We start from the raw sequence: 16,669 nt of genomic DNA, 5'->3' as shown, positions 1-16,669 counted from the left end.
GCACCTCCTAAAAAGAACCTTTGTTTCTATTGTAGCAAAGAAACAAAGGTTCTAATAATGTAGCCATGATAAATGTGAAACTGGATAGTAAACAAGTTTTACTTCGCCTACAATATCATCTTTTGTAAATACTCCTAATACACGACTGTCAAGGCTCCTCTTCCGGTTATCTCCAAGTACAAAATAAGATTGGTCGTCGAGCTCCACTTGAAAATCATCAACTTCATAGTCTTGCTCATAAATATAAGACTCCACTAGTCTCTCTCCATTTATCAGAAGTTGGTTGTTTTTAAATTCAATCGTATCAGTAGGTATACCCACAACTCGCTTAACGATTTCTTGGTCGTCCCTATTTTTCAAAATTACCAGATCTCCTCGATTGATGGGAGTTACAAGACTGACCACCACTTGATCTTTAGAGTGAAGTGTCGGAAGCATGGAATCCCCTTCGATATGGTACGTCGTGACGACAAACGAACGTATAAATACAATGAGCGCCACACCTATGATAAGTGCAAGACCCCACTCTTTGAGCTCATCTTTCCACGTTCTCATGAACCCGTTCACCTGCTCTCTGTTTGGCAATCTCACGAAAGTCCTCTTCCACTTTTTTATCAAGACGCTTTTCAAAATACTTGCCCACGCCCCATAGAAGTACGATGACTACAGCAACAATTGCAGTTCGTACGGGCTCAGTAACTAATGCACGAATATCTGAGCCAATAAAACTTACAATGAAAATCATAATGAATTTCCCTAAAATAACAGCCGTCAAGTATGTGGATTTTCTAATATTAGATAGACCTGCCACGACATTGACGAGAGCTGAAGGAGTAAATGGGAAGCACAGCAATAAAAACAGGGGTCCAAACCCGTTGCGTTCTACCCAGTGAATTAAACGAGAAATCCGTTTGTGGCGCGTAATAAATTTTAAAATACGAGCTCTACCGAACCTACGCACAAACAAAAATACAATATAGGCACCAAGAACAGATCCCACCCAAGATAAAATAAAACCAAGTAATAAACCATATGCCGTGACATTTGCTACTATGAATACGACCAATGGCAAGAAAGGCAAAAATGCTTCTAACATCGGTAACAAAATCCCTATTAGCGGTCCAAATGTTTTATATGTATTCATGATTTCTTCTAATGTCTCTAAATTCGCCCATTCGTTCATAAACCGCATCACCTTCTTTTGACTAGTATTGCCGTTTCAGATACTGCTAAAACATTGTTCACAAAAACGACTCTGTCACTTAGACAGAGTCGTTTCGTCTTGTGAATTTTGTTTTTTCATCATACGAGTTGCGTACCAAAATCCGATTGTCATAGATGCCGCATCCACGATGTAATGAATCCATTCTCTTGTATAACCTGCAATAACAGATGCTGTGAATAGTGCAATCGTAATTACAAGTGCTACCCACTTATTGAAAGTTATGCGCGTAAATAAAACAACCAACAGTCCAGGTACGAACAGTGCTAACAACAACTGGGTGCCTTGGCTTAAATCATTCATGATGTCGGCCTTGCTATCATCAAACCTAGTCGATGATGATCATGCCTGAACAAAACATGTTGTTTCAAGCGAAGTTCATTATTGTGATCGAGAACTTCAAGACGGCAATGTGCTGCATTAATTTGTATTGCTTCATAAAGTTGTTGTTCATTGAATACACGTTGTCCGTTCACTTTCATAATTCGTTCTCCAATCTCGAGGCCCATCTTGTCAGCTGGAGACCCTTGTAAAACTCCTGCGATTTGAATGCCTTCAGCTACTGGAGCTACCTTGTAGTACCCTGTGTTTTGTGCATGATAGCTCCGACTATCCAAATACATACGAAGAACAAAAGCAAGTACCAGTGCAACCACACCAATCCAAGCTACAAATATTCCCGAAATGGATAGGATGACTATTCCGATTCCTAGATACAGAATTTCTTTTGCTCGTTTTGGAATAGATTCAGCAACATAACTAGATTTTGTGAGTTGTTGAAAGCCAATCACTAGTGGGAACGCCACAAGTGCAAATGAAGTTTCACCGAATTCGACTAACGGCCAAAATGTTTGATAAGTCCCAAACCAGTCACCGGGAATTAAAAAAATCATAGGCACTAACCAGATTTGTTTTGTTTTGTATTGCACAGCTGAACCACCACGTTTTGTACGTACCGCTTGTGGTGAGATGATTTTTAAGCCTTGCTTCTTCAACACAATGCCTTCTATCACTAGAAGTAATCCGACTAATACACCAATTGACCAAAGTTGCTCGACGGAAAAGTTTGAGGCAGAAAACGTAAATGGCCCCGCATATAATGTATAAGATAGTTGATAAATGATAAACCAAATAACAACAGCTACAGGAATTATGTAAGCTGCAGAGAGCACTTGAAATTGAAAACTTACCAGTGCAACAAGTGCGACAACTGCAAGTAGAAGTAAAAACTCAGGATAATAGAGAACGCCGACAGCAAATAATAGTGCTGATGCTAAAATACCAAGCCATGCGCCTGAGAAAATCCCTTTCAGTTCTGTCCAACCTGGGCTTAATCGTGTTCGATAATCTCGTCTCTCTCGTTTCACACGGAAGTATCCAGCGGCAACGGCTGCTGCTAGTGCTAAGTAGAAAACAGGATGAACAAAGAATTGTCCGATATTCCACAGTATTTCAATGACTAATTGTTGATCCATCGTATCCCTCCCAGCGGTTACTTTCTATTTTAGCAAAGCAACCATAAGAAAAGTATACTTTTATTGAGATTGAGAAAAGTAATCAAGTGCTAATCGAATTGCTTCATCATTGTTTTCAGCAAGTAGCTGTATTATCTGAAACATCATAAAGGCTGTGACGTTTAATTAGCTCACGAACATCTTGTAGGAGAGTTGGTGAATCGCGAACGGCAGATTGGTCATTGGTTACATCACAAGCAGTAAGTAGGATTACACTACTGATTACTAGTAGAAACCGTTTCAAAAAAAGCCTCCTCATCGTACTATACGAGAGGAGGATTCTGATTATTCGTTTATGGCGTAGAACTAATCAACTGTTCCATCATTGCTTCATCCATTGGCCCAACAATTTTATGTTGTATCCGGCCATCTGTTCCAATAATATAACTGGTCGGAATCGTAATCGCTTCATAAGCATCGCCAACATCACCTGTTTCATCTAGTGGTATAGAAAATGTTAATTCGTAATCTCTTACAAACTGCTCGATTTTATCAATACCACTGTCTTTACTAGTAAGATTTACCGCAACTATTTCGACTTCATCCCCATACTGTTCATGAAATTTTTGCATGTGCGGCATCTCTGCCTTACAAGGTGGGCACCATGTCGCCCAGAAGTTTAAAATTACCTTTTTCCCCTTCAACTCACTTAATGTGATTTGTTTTTCGTCAAGTGTCTGTAGCGTAAACTGAGGAGGTATATCCCCTTTTTGTAATGTAGAGTTTGGACTAGTAGCCATATCCGTCCCGAGTTGTTCATTATTTAATGAGTCTACTGTATCTGCGTTTTCTTGTGCAAATGAATAAGTTGCAATTCCAATCAAAACAGCAAGCCCTAGTAATGCAATGATTTTTTTCACGTTGCTACCACCTTTTTAGTTGAAAATCGGATAAAGACTTCTATTCCTATACCTACGCCAATTAACAGAAATGTATACGGCTGAAATACCCCTAGGGGTTGGAAAAATGTACTAAAAAAAAGAAGGACGGCTACTCCTAGCAGTAATCTTTGATTTCCTATCCATGTGAGAACCAGTGCACTAAGTGCAGTTGCAAGTATAAAAATCTCAAGTGCTGGATTATTTTCGTTAAGTAGCACCATAAAGAACAGATAATAACTACTCATCAGTAAAGGAAATGTACGATAGTTTTTTGGTTCTAAATAGTTCGTTTTAAAAAGTACATATAATCCGGCGATAGTCCCCATCCCCACTCCTACGTATCCGCCATTAAAGTAGAGTATGCTTAGTGGCTGATTGAGTACTGTTTGGAAATCAGTAACAATAACGCTCAGCTTCCATACAAGTATAAAAGCAAGTGACGCATCTATAAAAATACTAGTCAGTTGTTTATCAAAACGTAAATAAAGAGTTATTGCCACAGCGACAATCGAGATGAAAAAAGCAAGCCATGAAGATGGCATCGTCAATGAATAGATAATGTACCAATCTGTAATAGTCACACTATTCCTCCTACCTACACTTATCGTAAAGAAAAAAGCAGCTCACGTAAAGTGAACTGCTTTTCATCACATTGGAATATAGCGAAGTGGATTCACTGAGTTTGCAGCCATACCATTCCAGCCACCAACATGAATTTCGAAGTGCAAGTGAGGTCCCGTTGAGTTGCCAGTGTTCCCTAAAGTACCAATCTGTTGACCTTTTCCTACAGATTGTCCAACGGATGCACCAATAGAGTCTAAGTGAGCGTATAAAGATGTAAATGTTTGGCCATCAATATTATGCGTAACCATTACAACATTTCCGTACGTGCTAAATGGAGCTGCATAGCTGACTACTCCAGCAGCTGCTGAAACAACTGGTGTACCGATGCTGTTGGCAAAGTCTACACCATAATGCATGCGTCCAGTGCCATAAATAGGATGTACTCGGTATCCATAACCAGATGTAAGGCGTCCATTTACTGGTTTCGTCCAAGCTCCAGCTGACACTGCTGGCGCTGATACTGCTGGTGCTGTGTTACTAGATCCACCACCTGAATTTGCATTACGTGCTGCAGCTTCTTCGCGTGCTTTACGTTCAGCTGCTTCTTTACGGCGTTGTTCTTCAGCTTGTTGGCGAGCAATTTCTGCAATACGTTGCTGCTCGGCTACAATTTTATTTTTTGTTTCTTCACTTAAATTCGCAATTTCTTCATAATCTGTTTCCATAGCTTGTTGCTCATTTTTTAGCTTGTTTTGCTCTTCTTCAAGCTGGTCTAACAAATCGTTCATTTGCGCTTTTTGACCGTCTAGAGATTCTTTCAGTTTTAACAATTCCGCTTTTTGATCTTCTTGCTGCTGTAGTTTTTGTTCAACCAAAGCTTTTTCTTCTTCTAGTTGTTTTTTATCAGCTGCTTGATCACGAATGATTTGTCGGTCAGCTTCCATCAATGTATTAACTGCTGAGAAGCGGTCGATGAAATCAATAAATGAATTTGCTCCAAGCAGAACGTCCACGTAATTTACGGATCCCCCACTCAATTGAACCGCACGAATTCGATCGCGCAGAAGTGCATCACGCTCTTCGATTTTCTTTTCAAGTTCAACGATAGAAGCTCGCAGGTCTGCAATTTCGTTTTGTGTCACTTCAATTTCAGCGAGAACTTCCTCAATCTTTTTTTCTGTTTCTACAATTTCATCACTTAGCTTTTGGACTTTGTCCTCAATTGTTGAAATTTCGCTCGCTTTTTCTTGAATCTCTCCCTTTTTCTGTTCAATTGAAGAGTTCAATTCATTTTTCTGTTGCTCTAATTCTTGTTGTTGCTCTTTTAGTTCATCTAAATTTGCAGCGGAAACCGTTCCACTTGTAAATAGTAAGGTGGCAGCTGTAAGCCATGTTGCCATTTTCACTTTCCGTGACGTTGTCGACATGCGTTCATTTTCCCCTTTCTTTCACTGGTACGTTTTCTCTATACTTTTAAAAACTTACGAACAGACATAAAGCTTCCCCAAATACCAATCATAATTCCCATGACAAGAATCAAGCCATTCACTTGCAGTAAAAATGGCATTGGTGGAAGGAGTGTAATCAGTTCACTTTGCGCAAGTCTTGGTTGAAGCTCATTGTAAATTGCGTAGTAGGCTGTTGTTACAAGTGTCATCGGCAACAAAGCTCCCATAATTCCTAGCCACATCCCTTCGAACACAAAAGGAATGCGAATGAACCAGTTGGTTGCTCCAACTAATTTCATGATTTCAATATCACGGCGTCGTGCAACAATTGTGATGCGGATCGTATTCGAGATTAAGAACATTGCTGTAAATAGCAACCCTAAAATTAATACAAGTCCAACATTTCGACTAACGTCTAGTACCGCAAATAATCGTTCAATTTTTCCTTTACCGAACTCAACTCGTGAGACTTGATCCAATCGTTCAATTCGAGTAGCTACTGCTGCTGTTTCGGTTGGCGTTGCTGCTTTCACATAAAATACATCATGTAATGGATTGTCTTGTTCAAACAACTGAAGATCATTCCCGAAATCTTGTGCAAGCTTTACAAGCTCGTCTTCTTTCGTGGAGTAAACCACTTCTTTAACACCTAATGTATCAGCTATCTGTTGTTCTAGTTCCGTAATCTGTTGATCTTCTGCTGTAAGTTCTACAAACACTTTCATTTCAACATCATTTTCTAGATCGTCTGCTAGTTTGTTTAAGTTCATCATGATAACGACGAACACACCTACTAGGAGTAGTGTAACGGTTACAGCGCTTACAGAAGCAAATGTCATCCATCCGTTTCGTGCAATGCTTCGAAAACTTTCTTTCACGTGACGGCCGAATGTTCTAAATTTCATACCCGTAGTCTCCTTCTGCTTCATCTCGGGCAATCATTCCGCCTTCAACTGCAATGACACGGTGTTTGAGTGTGTTTACAATTTCTTTGTTGTGGGTAGCCATAATAATGGTCGTTCCCCGAGAATTAATTTCTTTGAAGATATTCATAATCTCCCAGGATGTATCCGGATCTAAGTTTCCGGTAGGCTCATCGGCAATGACAAGCTTTGGCCTGTTGACGATGGAGCGCGCAATTGAAATCCGTTGCTGTTCTCCACCTGACAATTCAGTAGGAAACATTCTAGCTTTATGCTTAAGTCCAACGAGGTCTAATACTTCCATAACTCGTTTGCGAATCACCTTTGGACTTTCTTCTATTACTTCTAATGCAAATGCAACATTTTCATACACATTCATACGAGGGAGTAATTTAAAGTCTTGGAAGACGACGCCAATCTGACGCCTTAAAAGAGGCACTTTCTTCGACTTTATTTTTGCTAAGTTGATGCCATTGATAATTATGTCACCACTTGTAGGCTTTTCCTCTCGGTACATCATTTTGATAAATGTAGATTTTCCCGCGCCACTTGGTCCAACTACATATACAAACTCTCCTTGTTTAATGTCTACTGTAATCCCGTTCGCTGCCACGATACCATTTGGATACTTCTTATAGACATCTTTCATTTGGATCATATTTCTAACCACCTATTTTGTATACTTCGTTAAGCGCAACAGGTTCATTATAACATCGAAAAAAAGTTTTAATGTTACAGGTATATTTCATTTTGCTAAAAAAGCGATGAAAGAGGTTTATCTTTTACCATGAAAAAAAAGAGCTGATTTAGTTCAGCTCTTCAGTAGATTTTTTAGATTGCTTTGCAAAAATTTCTGCATCTACTATTAAGTTGAGTGTAGTGCAGGGGCTGACTCCAGTGGGATTCAAGTCGGAACGTGAGACCCCACAGGAGCCTGCGACGAGGAGGCTCACGCCGCGCCTTCGGAAAGCAGCCCCGGAATGGAACCCAACTTTTCAAGCGTGGCGTTCTCCACATCTAGAGTAATCGAGTTGCGCCTCCGAATGGAATCGAGTTGCGAACGCCAGAAACACGCTCCGGAATCAGCCGCACCCGCAAAGGCTGAAAAACGCCTTCACGGGCACGTCTGATTTCCTCGGAGTTTCTAGAGTGGCGTTCTCCACATCTAATACTATTTCATTTCCGCTAACCAAGCTGCTACTGCTTCCGCTTCAGCACCTTCAATAATTCCACCTGGCATCGCGCCTTTACCTTCAAGAATAACTGTTAAAATTTCAGCTTCACTTAATCGTGATCCAACATCATTAAGAGCTGGGGAGTTTCCTTGTCCTTCAAGATTGTTACCGTGACAACTAATACAACGCTGATTCACTACAGCCTCAGCATCTACATCTGCTACATTCCCAGAATCCGTAGGTGCAGATTCTTCTGTTGAATCTCCTCCACAAGCAGCAAGTAAAAATGCAGAAGTAATTGTTAAACTAAGAAGCAATTTTTTCATCCAAAACACTCCTTTTCTCTTTTCCTATAGTATACCAAAGTTAATACCGTTTAAAACCCTCACCAAGAACTTCATATGCATCCGAAACAATCACAAACGCTTTCGGATCTACAGTTCTTACGACTTGTTTCAGCTTTGTAAATTCTGTTTGATACACAACCACCATTAAGATGGGACGTGGTTCTTCCGTATAACCACCAATCCCCGTCATCTTTGTGACACCACGATTGACTTGTTGATAAATGGCTTCCTTCATAGCTTGTTCTTCAGACGTTATGATATGCACCATTTTCGATTGGCTGAACCCGAGTTGTATAATATCAATTGTTTTGGTAGTTGTGAAAAGACCAATCAGAGCATAAAGAGCCCGTTCAATATCAAATACCACTGCTGCTGAAATAACAATCAATCCATCAATGAGAAGGACACTGGTACCTAACGACAGGCCTGTGTATTTCGTGATAATCTGAGCTGCCAAATCCGTCCCACCAGTCGAAGCATTTCCTCTAAAGACAAGGCCGAGTCCTGTACCGACAGCAATTCCACCAAATAAGGCACCAAGGAGAGGATTCATAGTCCAAGCATCCCAACTTGAAGTAGCAAGTACCACTGCTGGCAAAGTGATAGTCCCGACAAATGATTTCACTCCAAAGTTTCTACCAAGAATGATTACACCCGCAATAAACAATGGAATGTTGAATGCGTATTGTACAATCCCTGGCTGCCATCCAAATAAAGAGTAGAGAATCGTACTGATACCACTTACCCCACCCGATGCAATCTGGTTTGGTAAGAGAAATACATTGAATCCAACCGCTACAATGGCTGCTCCAATAATAATAAAAATATAATCCCGGATTTCTCGGACGATTGGCGTTTCTTCTTTTCTAGGTTTTCTTTCCTTCATATAAGCACTTCGCCTTTCACACTCAGCTAATCCTTCTCAACTCGTAAAAATCCACTACGGTAGAGTATACCATAGTGGATGAGAATGCGTTATTGGATTTTTGATCGAAGATATGCGTGAATAAAGTTGTCCAGTTCTCCATCTATAACGGCATGAACATTTCCACTTTCTTCATTTGTTCGGTGATCTTTGACCATTGAATACGGATGGAATACGTACGAGCGAATCTGAGAACCCCATCCAATTTCTTTTTGTTCACCACGGATAGCAGCAAGTTCTGCTTCTTGTTCTTCAATCCGCAATTGATACAATTTCGACTTCAACATCTTCATTGCATGTTCACGGTTTTTAATCTGGGAGCGCTCCGTTTGGCATGTAACGACTGTGTTTGTTGGTAAGTGCGTGATACGAACAGCCGAGTCTGTCGTATTGATATGCTGTCCACCTGCTCCACTTGCACGGTACGTATCAATTTTTAAATCTTCCGTTCGAATGTCGATTTCAATTTCTTCATTGAATTCTGGCATCACATCTACGGAAACGAATGAGGTATGACGGCGACCTGAAGAATCAAAGGGTGAAATACGCACGAGACGATGTACACCTTTTTCCGCTTTTAAATAGCCATAAGCATTATGTCCTTTAATGAGAAGAGTTACGGACTTGATTCCCGCTTCGTCTCCAGGTAAATAATCAAGTGTCTCCACTTTGAATCCTCGTTTGTCTGCCCACCGTTGATACATGCGCAATAGCATAGAACCCCAGTCTTGTGACTCCGTTCCACCTGCTCCTGGGTGAAGTTCTAAAATCGCATTATTTTTATCATGTTCTTCGCTAAGTAGCATTTGGAGCTCAAAGTTTGCAAGTGCTGTTTGATGCTCTTTTAAACTACTCTCAAGATCTGCATGCAAGTCCTCGTCCGGTTCTTCTTTTAACAGTTCCACTGTCATTTCAAGATTTTCTTGATCGTCTACTAACGTATTGTATTGGTCAACAATTGCTTTTAATCCATTCAATTCATTGATTGTTTTTTGCGCATTTTGTGCGTCATCCCAGAAGTCTGGGAACGTCATAAGTTCATCCAGCTCTTGAATGCGTGCCTCTTTGTTTTCTAAGTCAAAGAGACCCCCTAAAGTCTTGGATTTTTTGCGTTGAGCGTTCGAGCTCTGCGCGTGCTGCTGATAATTCAATCATGGTAATTCCTCCGCTAATTAGCTAACTGCACCGTGACAGTTTTTATATTTTTTTCCGCTTCCACATGGACATGGTTCGTTACGTCCGACTTCTGCGTCTTTTTTGATGGGTTGTTTTTTGACTGGCTTGCCATCATCTTTGGGATTAACAGCTTGCCCTTTTGCTACTTCTTCACGCTCAAGATTTTGTTGGATTTCTGCTTTCATTGCGTACTTCGCAACATCTTCTGAAACTGAGGCAACCATCGTTTCAAACATGGCAAATCCTTCATTTTGGTATTCACGAAGCGGATCCGTTTGTCCATAAGCACGTAAATGAATCCCTTGTCGCAACTGATCCATCGCATCGATATGATCAATCCATTTTGTATCAATCGAACGAAGTAAAATAACTTTCTCGAACTCACGCATACGTTCTTCCGTAAAGCGTTCTTCTTTTCCATTGTATTCTGCTGTAATCAGCTGTTTTAGCTCTTCACGAATCTGTTCGCGATCTTTTCCTTCAAAATTCAATTCTGCTTCAGATTCTTCAGGTAATAAAGTCGCTTTAATATAATCTGTCATGGCTTTTAAGTTCCACTCTGCAGGCTGTTCTGCAGTCGTGTGCACATCCACAGTACGATCGATGACTTCTTCAATCATTTTCTCAACGAGTGCACGCATGTTATCTGTTTCGAGCACTTCATTTCGCTCTTTGTAAATGATTTCACGTTGTTGACGAAGGACATCGTCGTATTGTAACAATCGCTTACGTGCATCGAAGTTATTTCCTTCCACACGCTTTTGAGCGGATTCTACTGCACGCGATACCATTTTTGACTGAATAGGTTGCGTATCATCTAGTCCTAAGCGAGTCATCATTGATTTCATATTGTCCGAACCGAATCGTCGCATCAATTCATCTTCTAATGACAAGTAGAATTGTGTAACTCCAGGGTCACCTTGACGACCAGATCGTCCACGTAATTGGTTATCAATACGTCGTGATTCATGACGCTCCGTTCCGATTACTGCAAGACCGCCAGTTTCTAATACACCTTCACCTAATTTAATATCCGTACCACGACCTGCCATGTTCGTAGCAATCGTTACTGCACCTTTTTTACCGGCATCGGCAATAATTTGCGCTTCACTTTCATGGTTTTTAGCATTCAAGATATTATGCGGAATTTTATGTTTTGTTAAAAGAGCAGAGATGATCTCTGACGTTTCAATTGCAACTGTACCAATCAAAACTGGTTGGCCATTTTTGTGTTTTTCAGCAATATCTGCTGCAGCTGCTTCAAACTTCCCTTTTGTAGACGCATAGATCAAATCCGCTCGATCGTCACGAATAATCGGTTTATTTGTAGGAATAACAACAACGTCCATATTGTAAATGTTACGGAACTCTTCTTCTTCTGTTTTCGCTGTACCTGTCATTCCTGATAGCTTCTCATACATACGGAAGAAGTTCTGGAACGTGATTGTTGCCATCGTCATCGATTCATTTTGAATATCTAAGCCTTCTTTAGCTTCGATTGCTTGGTGAAGACCATCTGAGTAACGACGACCTTTCATCAAACGTCCGGTGAAGGAGTCAACAATAACAACCTCGTCTTCTTGAACAACGTAATCCACATCTTTATGCATAGAGACATGCGCTTTTAGAGACTGGTTCACAGCGTGGTTTAATCGTACATGCGTCAAATCAAATAGATTGTCGATCCCGAAAGATTTTTCGACCTTTTCAACACCTGTATCGGTTAATACTACACCCTTTGTCGATTCATCATAACTATAATCTTCTTCATTGCGAAGAAGGCGGACGACTGCATTGGCTTGTTTGTACAGCAAGGCCGCTTTCGATGCTTGTCCTGAAATGATAAGTGGTGTACGCGCTTCATCGATCAAAATAGAATCGACTTCATCGATTACAGCATAGTGAAGCGGACGCTGTACTTTCTCTTCTTTATAAAGGACCATATTGTCGCGTAAGTAGTCGAACCCTAATTCATTATTTGTTGAGTACGTGATGTCTGCTAAATAAGCCTCACGCTTTTCTGCTTTTGTTAATGCATTTGTATTTAAACCAACTGTTAACCCTAAGAAATTATACAGTTTACCCATTTCTTCTGCATCACGACTTGCTAAATATTCATTGACCGTTACAACGTGCACACCTTTGCCTGTCAAAGCATTTAAGTAAACAGACATTGTAGACGTTAATGTTTTCCCTTCCCCTGTCTTCATTTCGGAAATGTTGCCATCATTAAGAGCAGCAGCACCCATGATTTGTACGCGGAATGGATACATATTTAACACACGTCTAGAAGCTTCACGAACTACTGCAAATGCTTCCGGCAATAATTTATCGATTGTTTCGCCGTTTGTATAACGCTCTTTAAATTCAGTTGTCTTGGCTTTTAATTGATCATCGGATAACGATTCCATTTGAGAAGCTAGCGCTTCAACAGAATCAGCAATTTTTTCAAGTTTTTTAATTTCGCGTTTGTTTGGATCAAACACTTTATTCAATACACCTAACATGAAGGTCACTTCCTATTTCAGACTTATCTTTCATTTTACCACTTTTTGAAAAGCTTCATCAAGCGAAGCTACCGGTTTGCATAAAAAAAGCTCCTGCCGAGGCAGAAGCTTTACTGAATTAGTTTGTCTCGATCAATCCGTATTTCCCATCTTTACGTTTATACACAATATTTGTGCCATTTGATTCTGCATCCGTAAAGATAAAGAAGTTGTGACCAAGCATGTTCATTTGAAGGATTGCTTCTTCTTGATCCATCGGCTTTAAGTCAAACGTTTTCGTACGTACGATTGTGTAGTCTTCTTCTGCCGTTTCAGGTTCTGGAGCTAAAGCACCCTCAGTAGTAGCAAAATAACTGCCTACACCTTCACGCTCACGGAATTTACGATTTACTTTTGTTTTGTGTTTGCGAATCTGGCGCTCTAATTTATCTACAATTAAATCAATCGCTGCATACATATCTGTATGACGCTCTTCCGCACGAAGAGTTAGATTTTTCATAGGAATTGTGACTTCCACTTTCGTCTGTTTGTCGTTGTAAACTTTTAGGTTTACATTGGCTGTAGAATTCAGCTCTTCATTAAAGTAGCGATCAATTTTTTCGATTTTTGTTTCCACATATTCTCGAATTGCAGGAGTTACCTCGATATTTTCTCCACGGATGTTAAAGTTTAGCATGAAAACTCCTCCTTTATAATTGCTATACTACTTATTTCGACATCTTCTTCAAAATTCCTTCTTTTTCTTGAAAGAATTAAAAAAGATGACTTGTGAAGATTGTACACGTAATCCGCCTAATTATCCAATAATTCTGTAGGTTTCACTCAAGAAAAAATGACTACCATCAAATGGCAGTCATCTTAAAGTGTTTCGCTTCGTATTCCTTAATTTGCTTCTCGTACTGGAAAGTGAGGGAAATCTCATCCCAGCCATTGAGTAACATCTTTTTTTGGTAGGGATCGATTGAAAAATTATACATGACACCATCTGTCCCTAACAATTGTTGATTGGGTAGATCGACTGTCAAAGTGTAATACGGTTTTGCTAAAATTTCTTCCACTTCTGCTACCGGTAAACGAATCGGTAAAATACCATTCTTCATACAGTTGTTGTAGAAAATATCTGCAAAGCTTGGCGCAATAACGACTCGGAAACCATAATCACCAATGGCCCATGGCGCATGTTCTCGTGAAGACCCACAACCAAAATTCTCATGAGCAACAAGAATTCTAGAATCACTGTATGTTGGATCATTCAATACAAAACTTGGATTCTCTGCTCCATCTTCTTGATACCGCCAGTGATAAAACAAGTACTTTCCAAATCCTGTTCGTTCGATTCGCTTTAAGAATTCTTTCGAGATGATTTGGTCCGTGTCGACATTCTTTTTATTTAGCGGTGTGACGATACTCGCGATTAATTGAATAGGCTTCATACATCTCTCTCCTTTTAGACAAATGCCATTTCATACTTCCGGACATCCGTTAATTTTCCTTCGATGGCAGCAGCGGCAGCCATTGCTGGACTCATTAAATGTGTGCGGGACCCAGCACCTTGCCTGCCTTCAAAGTTTCGATTACTTGTAGAAGCACATCGCTCACCTGCAGGTACACTGTCATCATTCATTGCTAAACACATGGAGCATCCTGATTCTCGCCATTCAAAACCTGCATCTAAGAAAACCTTGTCTAAGCCAAGCTCTTCGGCCTGTTTTTTCGTTGTTTGGGAGCCCGGAACAATTAGAGCTCTCACACCTTTCGCCACTTGTCGTCCTTCCACTACTTTTGCCGCTTCCACCAGATCACTGAGACGCGCATTGGTGCATGAACCAATGAAAACATGTTGAATGGCAATGTCTTGAAGCGCTTGACCTTGTTCAAGGCCCATATAATTTAAAGCTTGTTGTAACGCCACTTTGTCCGCTTCTGTTGGACAATCCGCAAGTGTTGGGATTGTGTGTTGAATGCCCGCCCCCATCGCTGGATTGGTTCCCCACGTTACAAATGGCGAGATTTCTTTCGCGTCAATCACATGTACCGTGTCATAACTTGCTTCTTTGTCGCTAGCTAGTGATAACCATTCTGCAGCGAATTGTTCAAAGTTTTCTTGAGGTGCATACCGTCTGCCACGAAGGAATTCGATAGTAGTAGCATCAGGTGAGATTAGACCAGCTTTTGCTCCTGCTTCAATCGACATATTGCAAATCGTCATACGTTCTTCCATCGTCATGTTCCGAATTGCTTCACCTGTATATTCAATGACATGGCCCGTTCCCATATCGATACCAAACTTTGCGATAATCGCTAAAATCACATCTTTTGCTGTCACACCAAATCCAAGTTCTCCTGTGACACGCACTTCCATCGTTTTAGGTTTTGCCTGCCAAAGTGTTTGAGTGGATAAAACGTGCTCCACTTCACTCGTTCCAATTCCAAAGGCAAGAGCGCCGAACGCACCATGAGTAGATGTATGAGAATCACCACAGACAATGGTTTTCCCCGGTTGTGTCAACCCGAGTTCAGGACCAATAATATGCACAATTCCCTGATCGGGATGATCCATGTTTGCCAGTTGGATTCCAAATTCCTCGCAATTTTTCTCGAGCGTTGTCATTTGTTTTTTAGCAACTACATCAGTAATCTGTTGACGATTGATAGTCGGCACATTATGATCCATTGTCGCAAAACAGAGATCTGGTCGTCGAACTGATCTTCCGGCCATACGAAGTCCCTCAAACGCTTGAGGAGATGTCACTTCGTGGATCAGGTGCAAATCGATATAGAGAAGATCTGGTTTTCCTTGCTCTTCGACTACGATATGGGTGTCCCAAATTTTTTCGATAATTGTTTTTGCCATATAAAGTGCCCCCAGTTATCCTGAAATGTACGAAAAACAAATGCTATCTGAGACAGATTCACTGTCCAATTCTTCTATCACTTTTGCTGTCCATTGCTCTGTTGAAAGAACTCTTCCTCCTTTTAAATCCGCTGTTGTGTATCCGTCTTTCAACACACGTTCTACAGCATCTTCAATCGCCTGAGCTTCTGCTGTCAGTCCAAACGACTGCTTCAAAAGCATCGCTGCAGATAGAATCGCTCCGGCAGGGTTTGCTTTTCCTTGTCCAGCAATATCTGGTGCGGAACCGTGAATCGGCTCATACACACCAAAGGAATCGTCACGTACACTAGCGGAAGGAAGCATACCGAGAGAGCCTGTAATCATAGAAGCTTCATCACTTAAAATATCACCAAACAGATTTTCAGTCACAATGACATCAAATGAAGATGGTTCTTTGATTAATTGCATCGCTGCGGCGTCTACTAACATGTGCTCGACCGTAACGTCCGGGTAACCTGTGCGCATTTCTTCTACTATTTCTCGCCAAAGCTTACTTGAAGCGAGTACATTTGCTTTATCAACAGATGTCAATTTTCCGTTACGGCTACGTGCCAATTGAAACGCTGTCTCAACAATCCTCTCAATCTCTTTTCTTGTGTAAACGAGCGTATCGACCGCTGAGTCTTTTGTCTTTTTACGAGGTTCAGAGAAGTAAAGCCCTCCAGTCAGTTCACGAACGATTACAAAATCTGTGCCCTCTACAATTTCAGGTTTTAAAGGAGAAGCTTCTTGAAGCGCTTCATGCGCTTTGACAGGTCTTAAGTTTGCATAGAGATTAAACTGTTTACGAAGGGCTAATAATCCTTTTTCCGGTCGAACTTCAGGAGCTACCTGATCCCACTTTGGACCGCCTACGGACCCTAAAAGTACTGCATCTGATGCAGCACATACTTCAATCGTCTGATCCGGAAGGGACTCACCTACCGCATCATAAGCGGCTCCTCCAATTGCTGCATAGTGGAATTCAAATTCATGATGAAACCGTTTGGCTGTAGCCTTCACTACGTCGACAGCCGCTTGCGTGACTTCTGGACCAATACCGTCCCCTGGTAATACAGCGATTCGTTTCTTCATATTCATTCCTCCTATAG

18 protein-coding genes are annotated in these 16,669 nt (G+C 40.9%); all 18 read right to left on the bottom strand.

The window, feature by feature from the left end; all coding sequences use genetic code 11:
* Window positions 1-51: 51 nt before the first annotated feature.
* A complete protein-coding gene (gene lepB / locus JOD03_RS00505; RefSeq protein ID WP_204588863.1) occupies window positions 52-555 on the bottom strand; it encodes a signal peptidase I in 504 nt (167 codons plus the stop codon).
* Window positions 536-1,183: a TVP38/TMEM64 family protein gene (locus JOD03_RS00500; RefSeq protein WP_204588862.1), complete on the bottom strand. Its 648-nt coding sequence runs from the start codon at window positions 1,181-1,183 to the stop codon at window positions 536-538. The genes lepB and JOD03_RS00500 overlap by 20 nt, the downstream gene beginning before the upstream one ends.
* 75 nt (window positions 1,184-1,258) lie before the next feature.
* Window positions 1,259-1,525, bottom strand: coding sequence for a CsbA family protein (locus JOD03_RS00495; protein WP_204588861.1), 267 nt, complete (start codon window positions 1,523-1,525; stop codon window positions 1,259-1,261).
* Window positions 1,522-2,697, bottom strand: a complete 1,176-nt coding sequence (locus JOD03_RS00490) for a PDZ domain-containing protein (RefSeq protein ID WP_204588860.1) — start codon at window positions 2,695-2,697, stop codon at window positions 1,522-1,524. The genes JOD03_RS00495 and JOD03_RS00490 overlap by 4 nt, the downstream gene beginning before the upstream one ends.
* Before the next feature lie 115 nt (window positions 2,698-2,812).
* On the bottom strand, window positions 2,813-2,980 hold the full coding sequence (locus JOD03_RS00485) for a lipoprotein (RefSeq protein ID WP_204588859.1): 168 nt from the start codon (window positions 2,978-2,980) through the stop codon (window positions 2,813-2,815).
* 49 nt (window positions 2,981-3,029) lie between these two features.
* Window positions 3,030-3,596 (bottom strand): redoxin domain-containing protein, encoded by a 567-nt coding sequence (locus JOD03_RS00480; protein WP_204588858.1) that lies wholly within the window; start codon window positions 3,594-3,596, stop codon window positions 3,030-3,032.
* Window positions 3,593-4,198 carry a hypothetical protein gene (locus JOD03_RS00475; protein ID WP_204588857.1) on the bottom strand — a complete coding sequence of 202 codons (606 nt, stop codon included), beginning with the start codon at window positions 4,196-4,198 and terminating at the stop codon, window positions 3,593-3,595. Before JOD03_RS00475 ends, JOD03_RS00480 begins: the two co-directional genes overlap by 4 nt.
* 66 nt (window positions 4,199-4,264) lie before the next feature.
* Entirely contained in the window at window positions 4,265-5,608 is a 1,344-nt protein-coding gene (locus JOD03_RS00470; protein WP_239584737.1) for a murein hydrolase activator EnvC family protein, read from the bottom strand.
* Between the two features lie 38 nt (window positions 5,609-5,646).
* Window positions 5,647-6,534: a permease-like cell division protein FtsX gene (ftsX, locus tag JOD03_RS00465; RefSeq protein ID WP_204588856.1), complete on the bottom strand. Its 888-nt coding sequence runs from the start codon at window positions 6,532-6,534 to the stop codon at window positions 5,647-5,649.
* On the bottom strand, window positions 6,524-7,210 hold the full coding sequence (gene ftsE, locus JOD03_RS00460; RefSeq protein WP_204588855.1) for a cell division ATP-binding protein FtsE: 687 nt from the start codon (window positions 7,208-7,210) through the stop codon (window positions 6,524-6,526). The genes ftsX and ftsE overlap by 11 nt, the downstream gene beginning before the upstream one ends.
* A 513-nt stretch (window positions 7,211-7,723) precedes the next feature.
* Window positions 7,724-8,053 carry a cytochrome c551 gene (gene cccB / locus JOD03_RS00455; protein ID WP_204588854.1) on the bottom strand — a complete coding sequence of 110 codons (330 nt, stop codon included), beginning with the start codon at window positions 8,051-8,053 and terminating at the stop codon, window positions 7,724-7,726.
* Window positions 8,054-8,093: 40 nt separating this feature from the next.
* On the bottom strand, window positions 8,094-8,960 hold the full coding sequence (locus tag JOD03_RS00450) for a YitT family protein (protein WP_204588853.1): 867 nt from the start codon (window positions 8,958-8,960) through the stop codon (window positions 8,094-8,096).
* Window positions 8,961-9,049: 89 nt separating this feature from the next.
* Window positions 9,050-10,151, bottom strand: a protein-coding gene (prfB, locus tag JOD03_RS00445; protein ID WP_204589357.1) for a peptide chain release factor 2 whose coding sequence is annotated in 2 segments (ribosomal slippage) — window positions 9,050-10,078 and window positions 10,080-10,151 — 1,101 coding nt in all. Because the reading frame shifts where the segments join, the coding sequence is not laid out codon by codon here.
* Between the two features lie 20 nt (window positions 10,152-10,171).
* Complete coding sequence (secA, locus tag JOD03_RS00440; RefSeq protein ID WP_204588852.1) at window positions 10,172-12,682, bottom strand: preprotein translocase subunit SecA; 2,511 nt, start codon at window positions 12,680-12,682, stop codon at window positions 10,172-10,174.
* Window positions 12,683-12,800: 118 nt separating this feature from the next.
* Complete coding sequence (hpf, locus tag JOD03_RS00435; RefSeq protein ID WP_204588851.1) at window positions 12,801-13,358, bottom strand: ribosome hibernation-promoting factor, HPF/YfiA family; 558 nt, start codon at window positions 13,356-13,358, stop codon at window positions 12,801-12,803.
* Between the two features lie 166 nt (window positions 13,359-13,524).
* A complete protein-coding gene (gene leuD / locus JOD03_RS00430) occupies window positions 13,525-14,115 on the bottom strand; it encodes a 3-isopropylmalate dehydratase small subunit (RefSeq protein ID WP_204588850.1) in 591 nt (196 codons plus the stop codon).
* Between the two features lie 14 nt (window positions 14,116-14,129).
* On the bottom strand, window positions 14,130-15,536 hold the full coding sequence (gene leuC / locus JOD03_RS00425) for a 3-isopropylmalate dehydratase large subunit (protein WP_204588849.1): 1,407 nt from the start codon (window positions 15,534-15,536) through the stop codon (window positions 14,130-14,132).
* Window positions 15,537-15,551: 15 nt separating this feature from the next.
* On the bottom strand, window positions 15,552-16,652 hold the full coding sequence (gene leuB, locus JOD03_RS00420) for a 3-isopropylmalate dehydrogenase (RefSeq protein ID WP_204588848.1): 1,101 nt from the start codon (window positions 16,650-16,652) through the stop codon (window positions 15,552-15,554).
* Window positions 16,653-16,669: the final 17 nt, after the last annotated feature.

The organism is Chryseomicrobium aureum (genome assembly GCF_016909155.1).
GTDB classification, from domain to species: Bacteria; Bacillota; Bacilli; order Bacillales_A; family Planococcaceae; genus Chryseomicrobium; species Chryseomicrobium aureum.
Note: the sequence above shows the minus strand (reverse complement) of the source record. Positions and strands in the feature narration are given on the sequence as shown.

What these genes read in the sequence shown, in the direction of transcription:
- lepB (WP_204588863.1), bottom strand. Translation starts at nt 555, where the DNA reads ATGAGAACGTGGAAAGATGAGCTCAAAGAGTGGGGTCTTGCACTTATC.
- JOD03_RS00500 (WP_204588862.1), bottom strand. Translation starts at nt 1,183, where the DNA reads ATGAACGAATGGGCGAATTTAGAGACATTAGAAGAAATCATGAATACA.
- JOD03_RS00495 (WP_204588861.1), bottom strand. Translation starts at nt 1,525, where the DNA reads ATGAATGATTTAAGCCAAGGCACCCAGTTGTTGTTAGCACTGTTCGTA.
- JOD03_RS00490 (WP_204588860.1), bottom strand. Translation starts at nt 2,697, where the DNA reads ATGGATCAACAATTAGTCATTGAAATACTGTGGAATATCGGACAATTC.
- JOD03_RS00470 (WP_239584737.1), bottom strand. Translation starts at nt 5,608, where the DNA reads ATGTCGACAACGTCACGGAAAGTGAAAATGGCAACATGGCTTACAGCT.
- ftsX (WP_204588856.1), bottom strand. Translation starts at nt 6,534, where the DNA reads ATGAAATTTAGAACATTCGGCCGTCACGTGAAAGAAAGTTTTCGAAGC.
- ftsE (WP_204588855.1), bottom strand. Translation starts at nt 7,210, where the DNA reads ATGATCCAAATGAAAGATGTCTATAAGAAGTATCCAAATGGTATCGTG.
- cccB (WP_204588854.1), bottom strand. Translation starts at nt 8,053, where the DNA reads ATGAAAAAATTGCTTCTTAGTTTAACAATTACTTCTGCATTTTTACTT.
- JOD03_RS00450 (WP_204588853.1), bottom strand. Translation starts at nt 8,960, where the DNA reads ATGAAGGAAAGAAAACCTAGAAAAGAAGAAACGCCAATCGTCCGAGAA.
- secA (WP_204588852.1), bottom strand. Translation starts at nt 12,682, where the DNA reads ATGTTAGGTGTATTGAATAAAGTGTTTGATCCAAACAAACGCGAAATT.
- hpf (WP_204588851.1), bottom strand. Translation starts at nt 13,358, where the DNA reads ATGCTAAACTTTAACATCCGTGGAGAAAATATCGAGGTAACTCCTGCA.
- leuD (WP_204588850.1), bottom strand. Translation starts at nt 14,115, where the DNA reads ATGAAGCCTATTCAATTAATCGCGAGTATCGTCACACCGCTAAATAAA.
- leuC (WP_204588849.1), bottom strand. Translation starts at nt 15,536, where the DNA reads ATGGCAAAAACAATTATCGAAAAAATTTGGGACACCCATATCGTAGTC.
- leuB (WP_204588848.1), bottom strand. Translation starts at nt 16,652, where the DNA reads ATGAAGAAACGAATCGCTGTATTACCAGGGGACGGTATTGGTCCAGAA.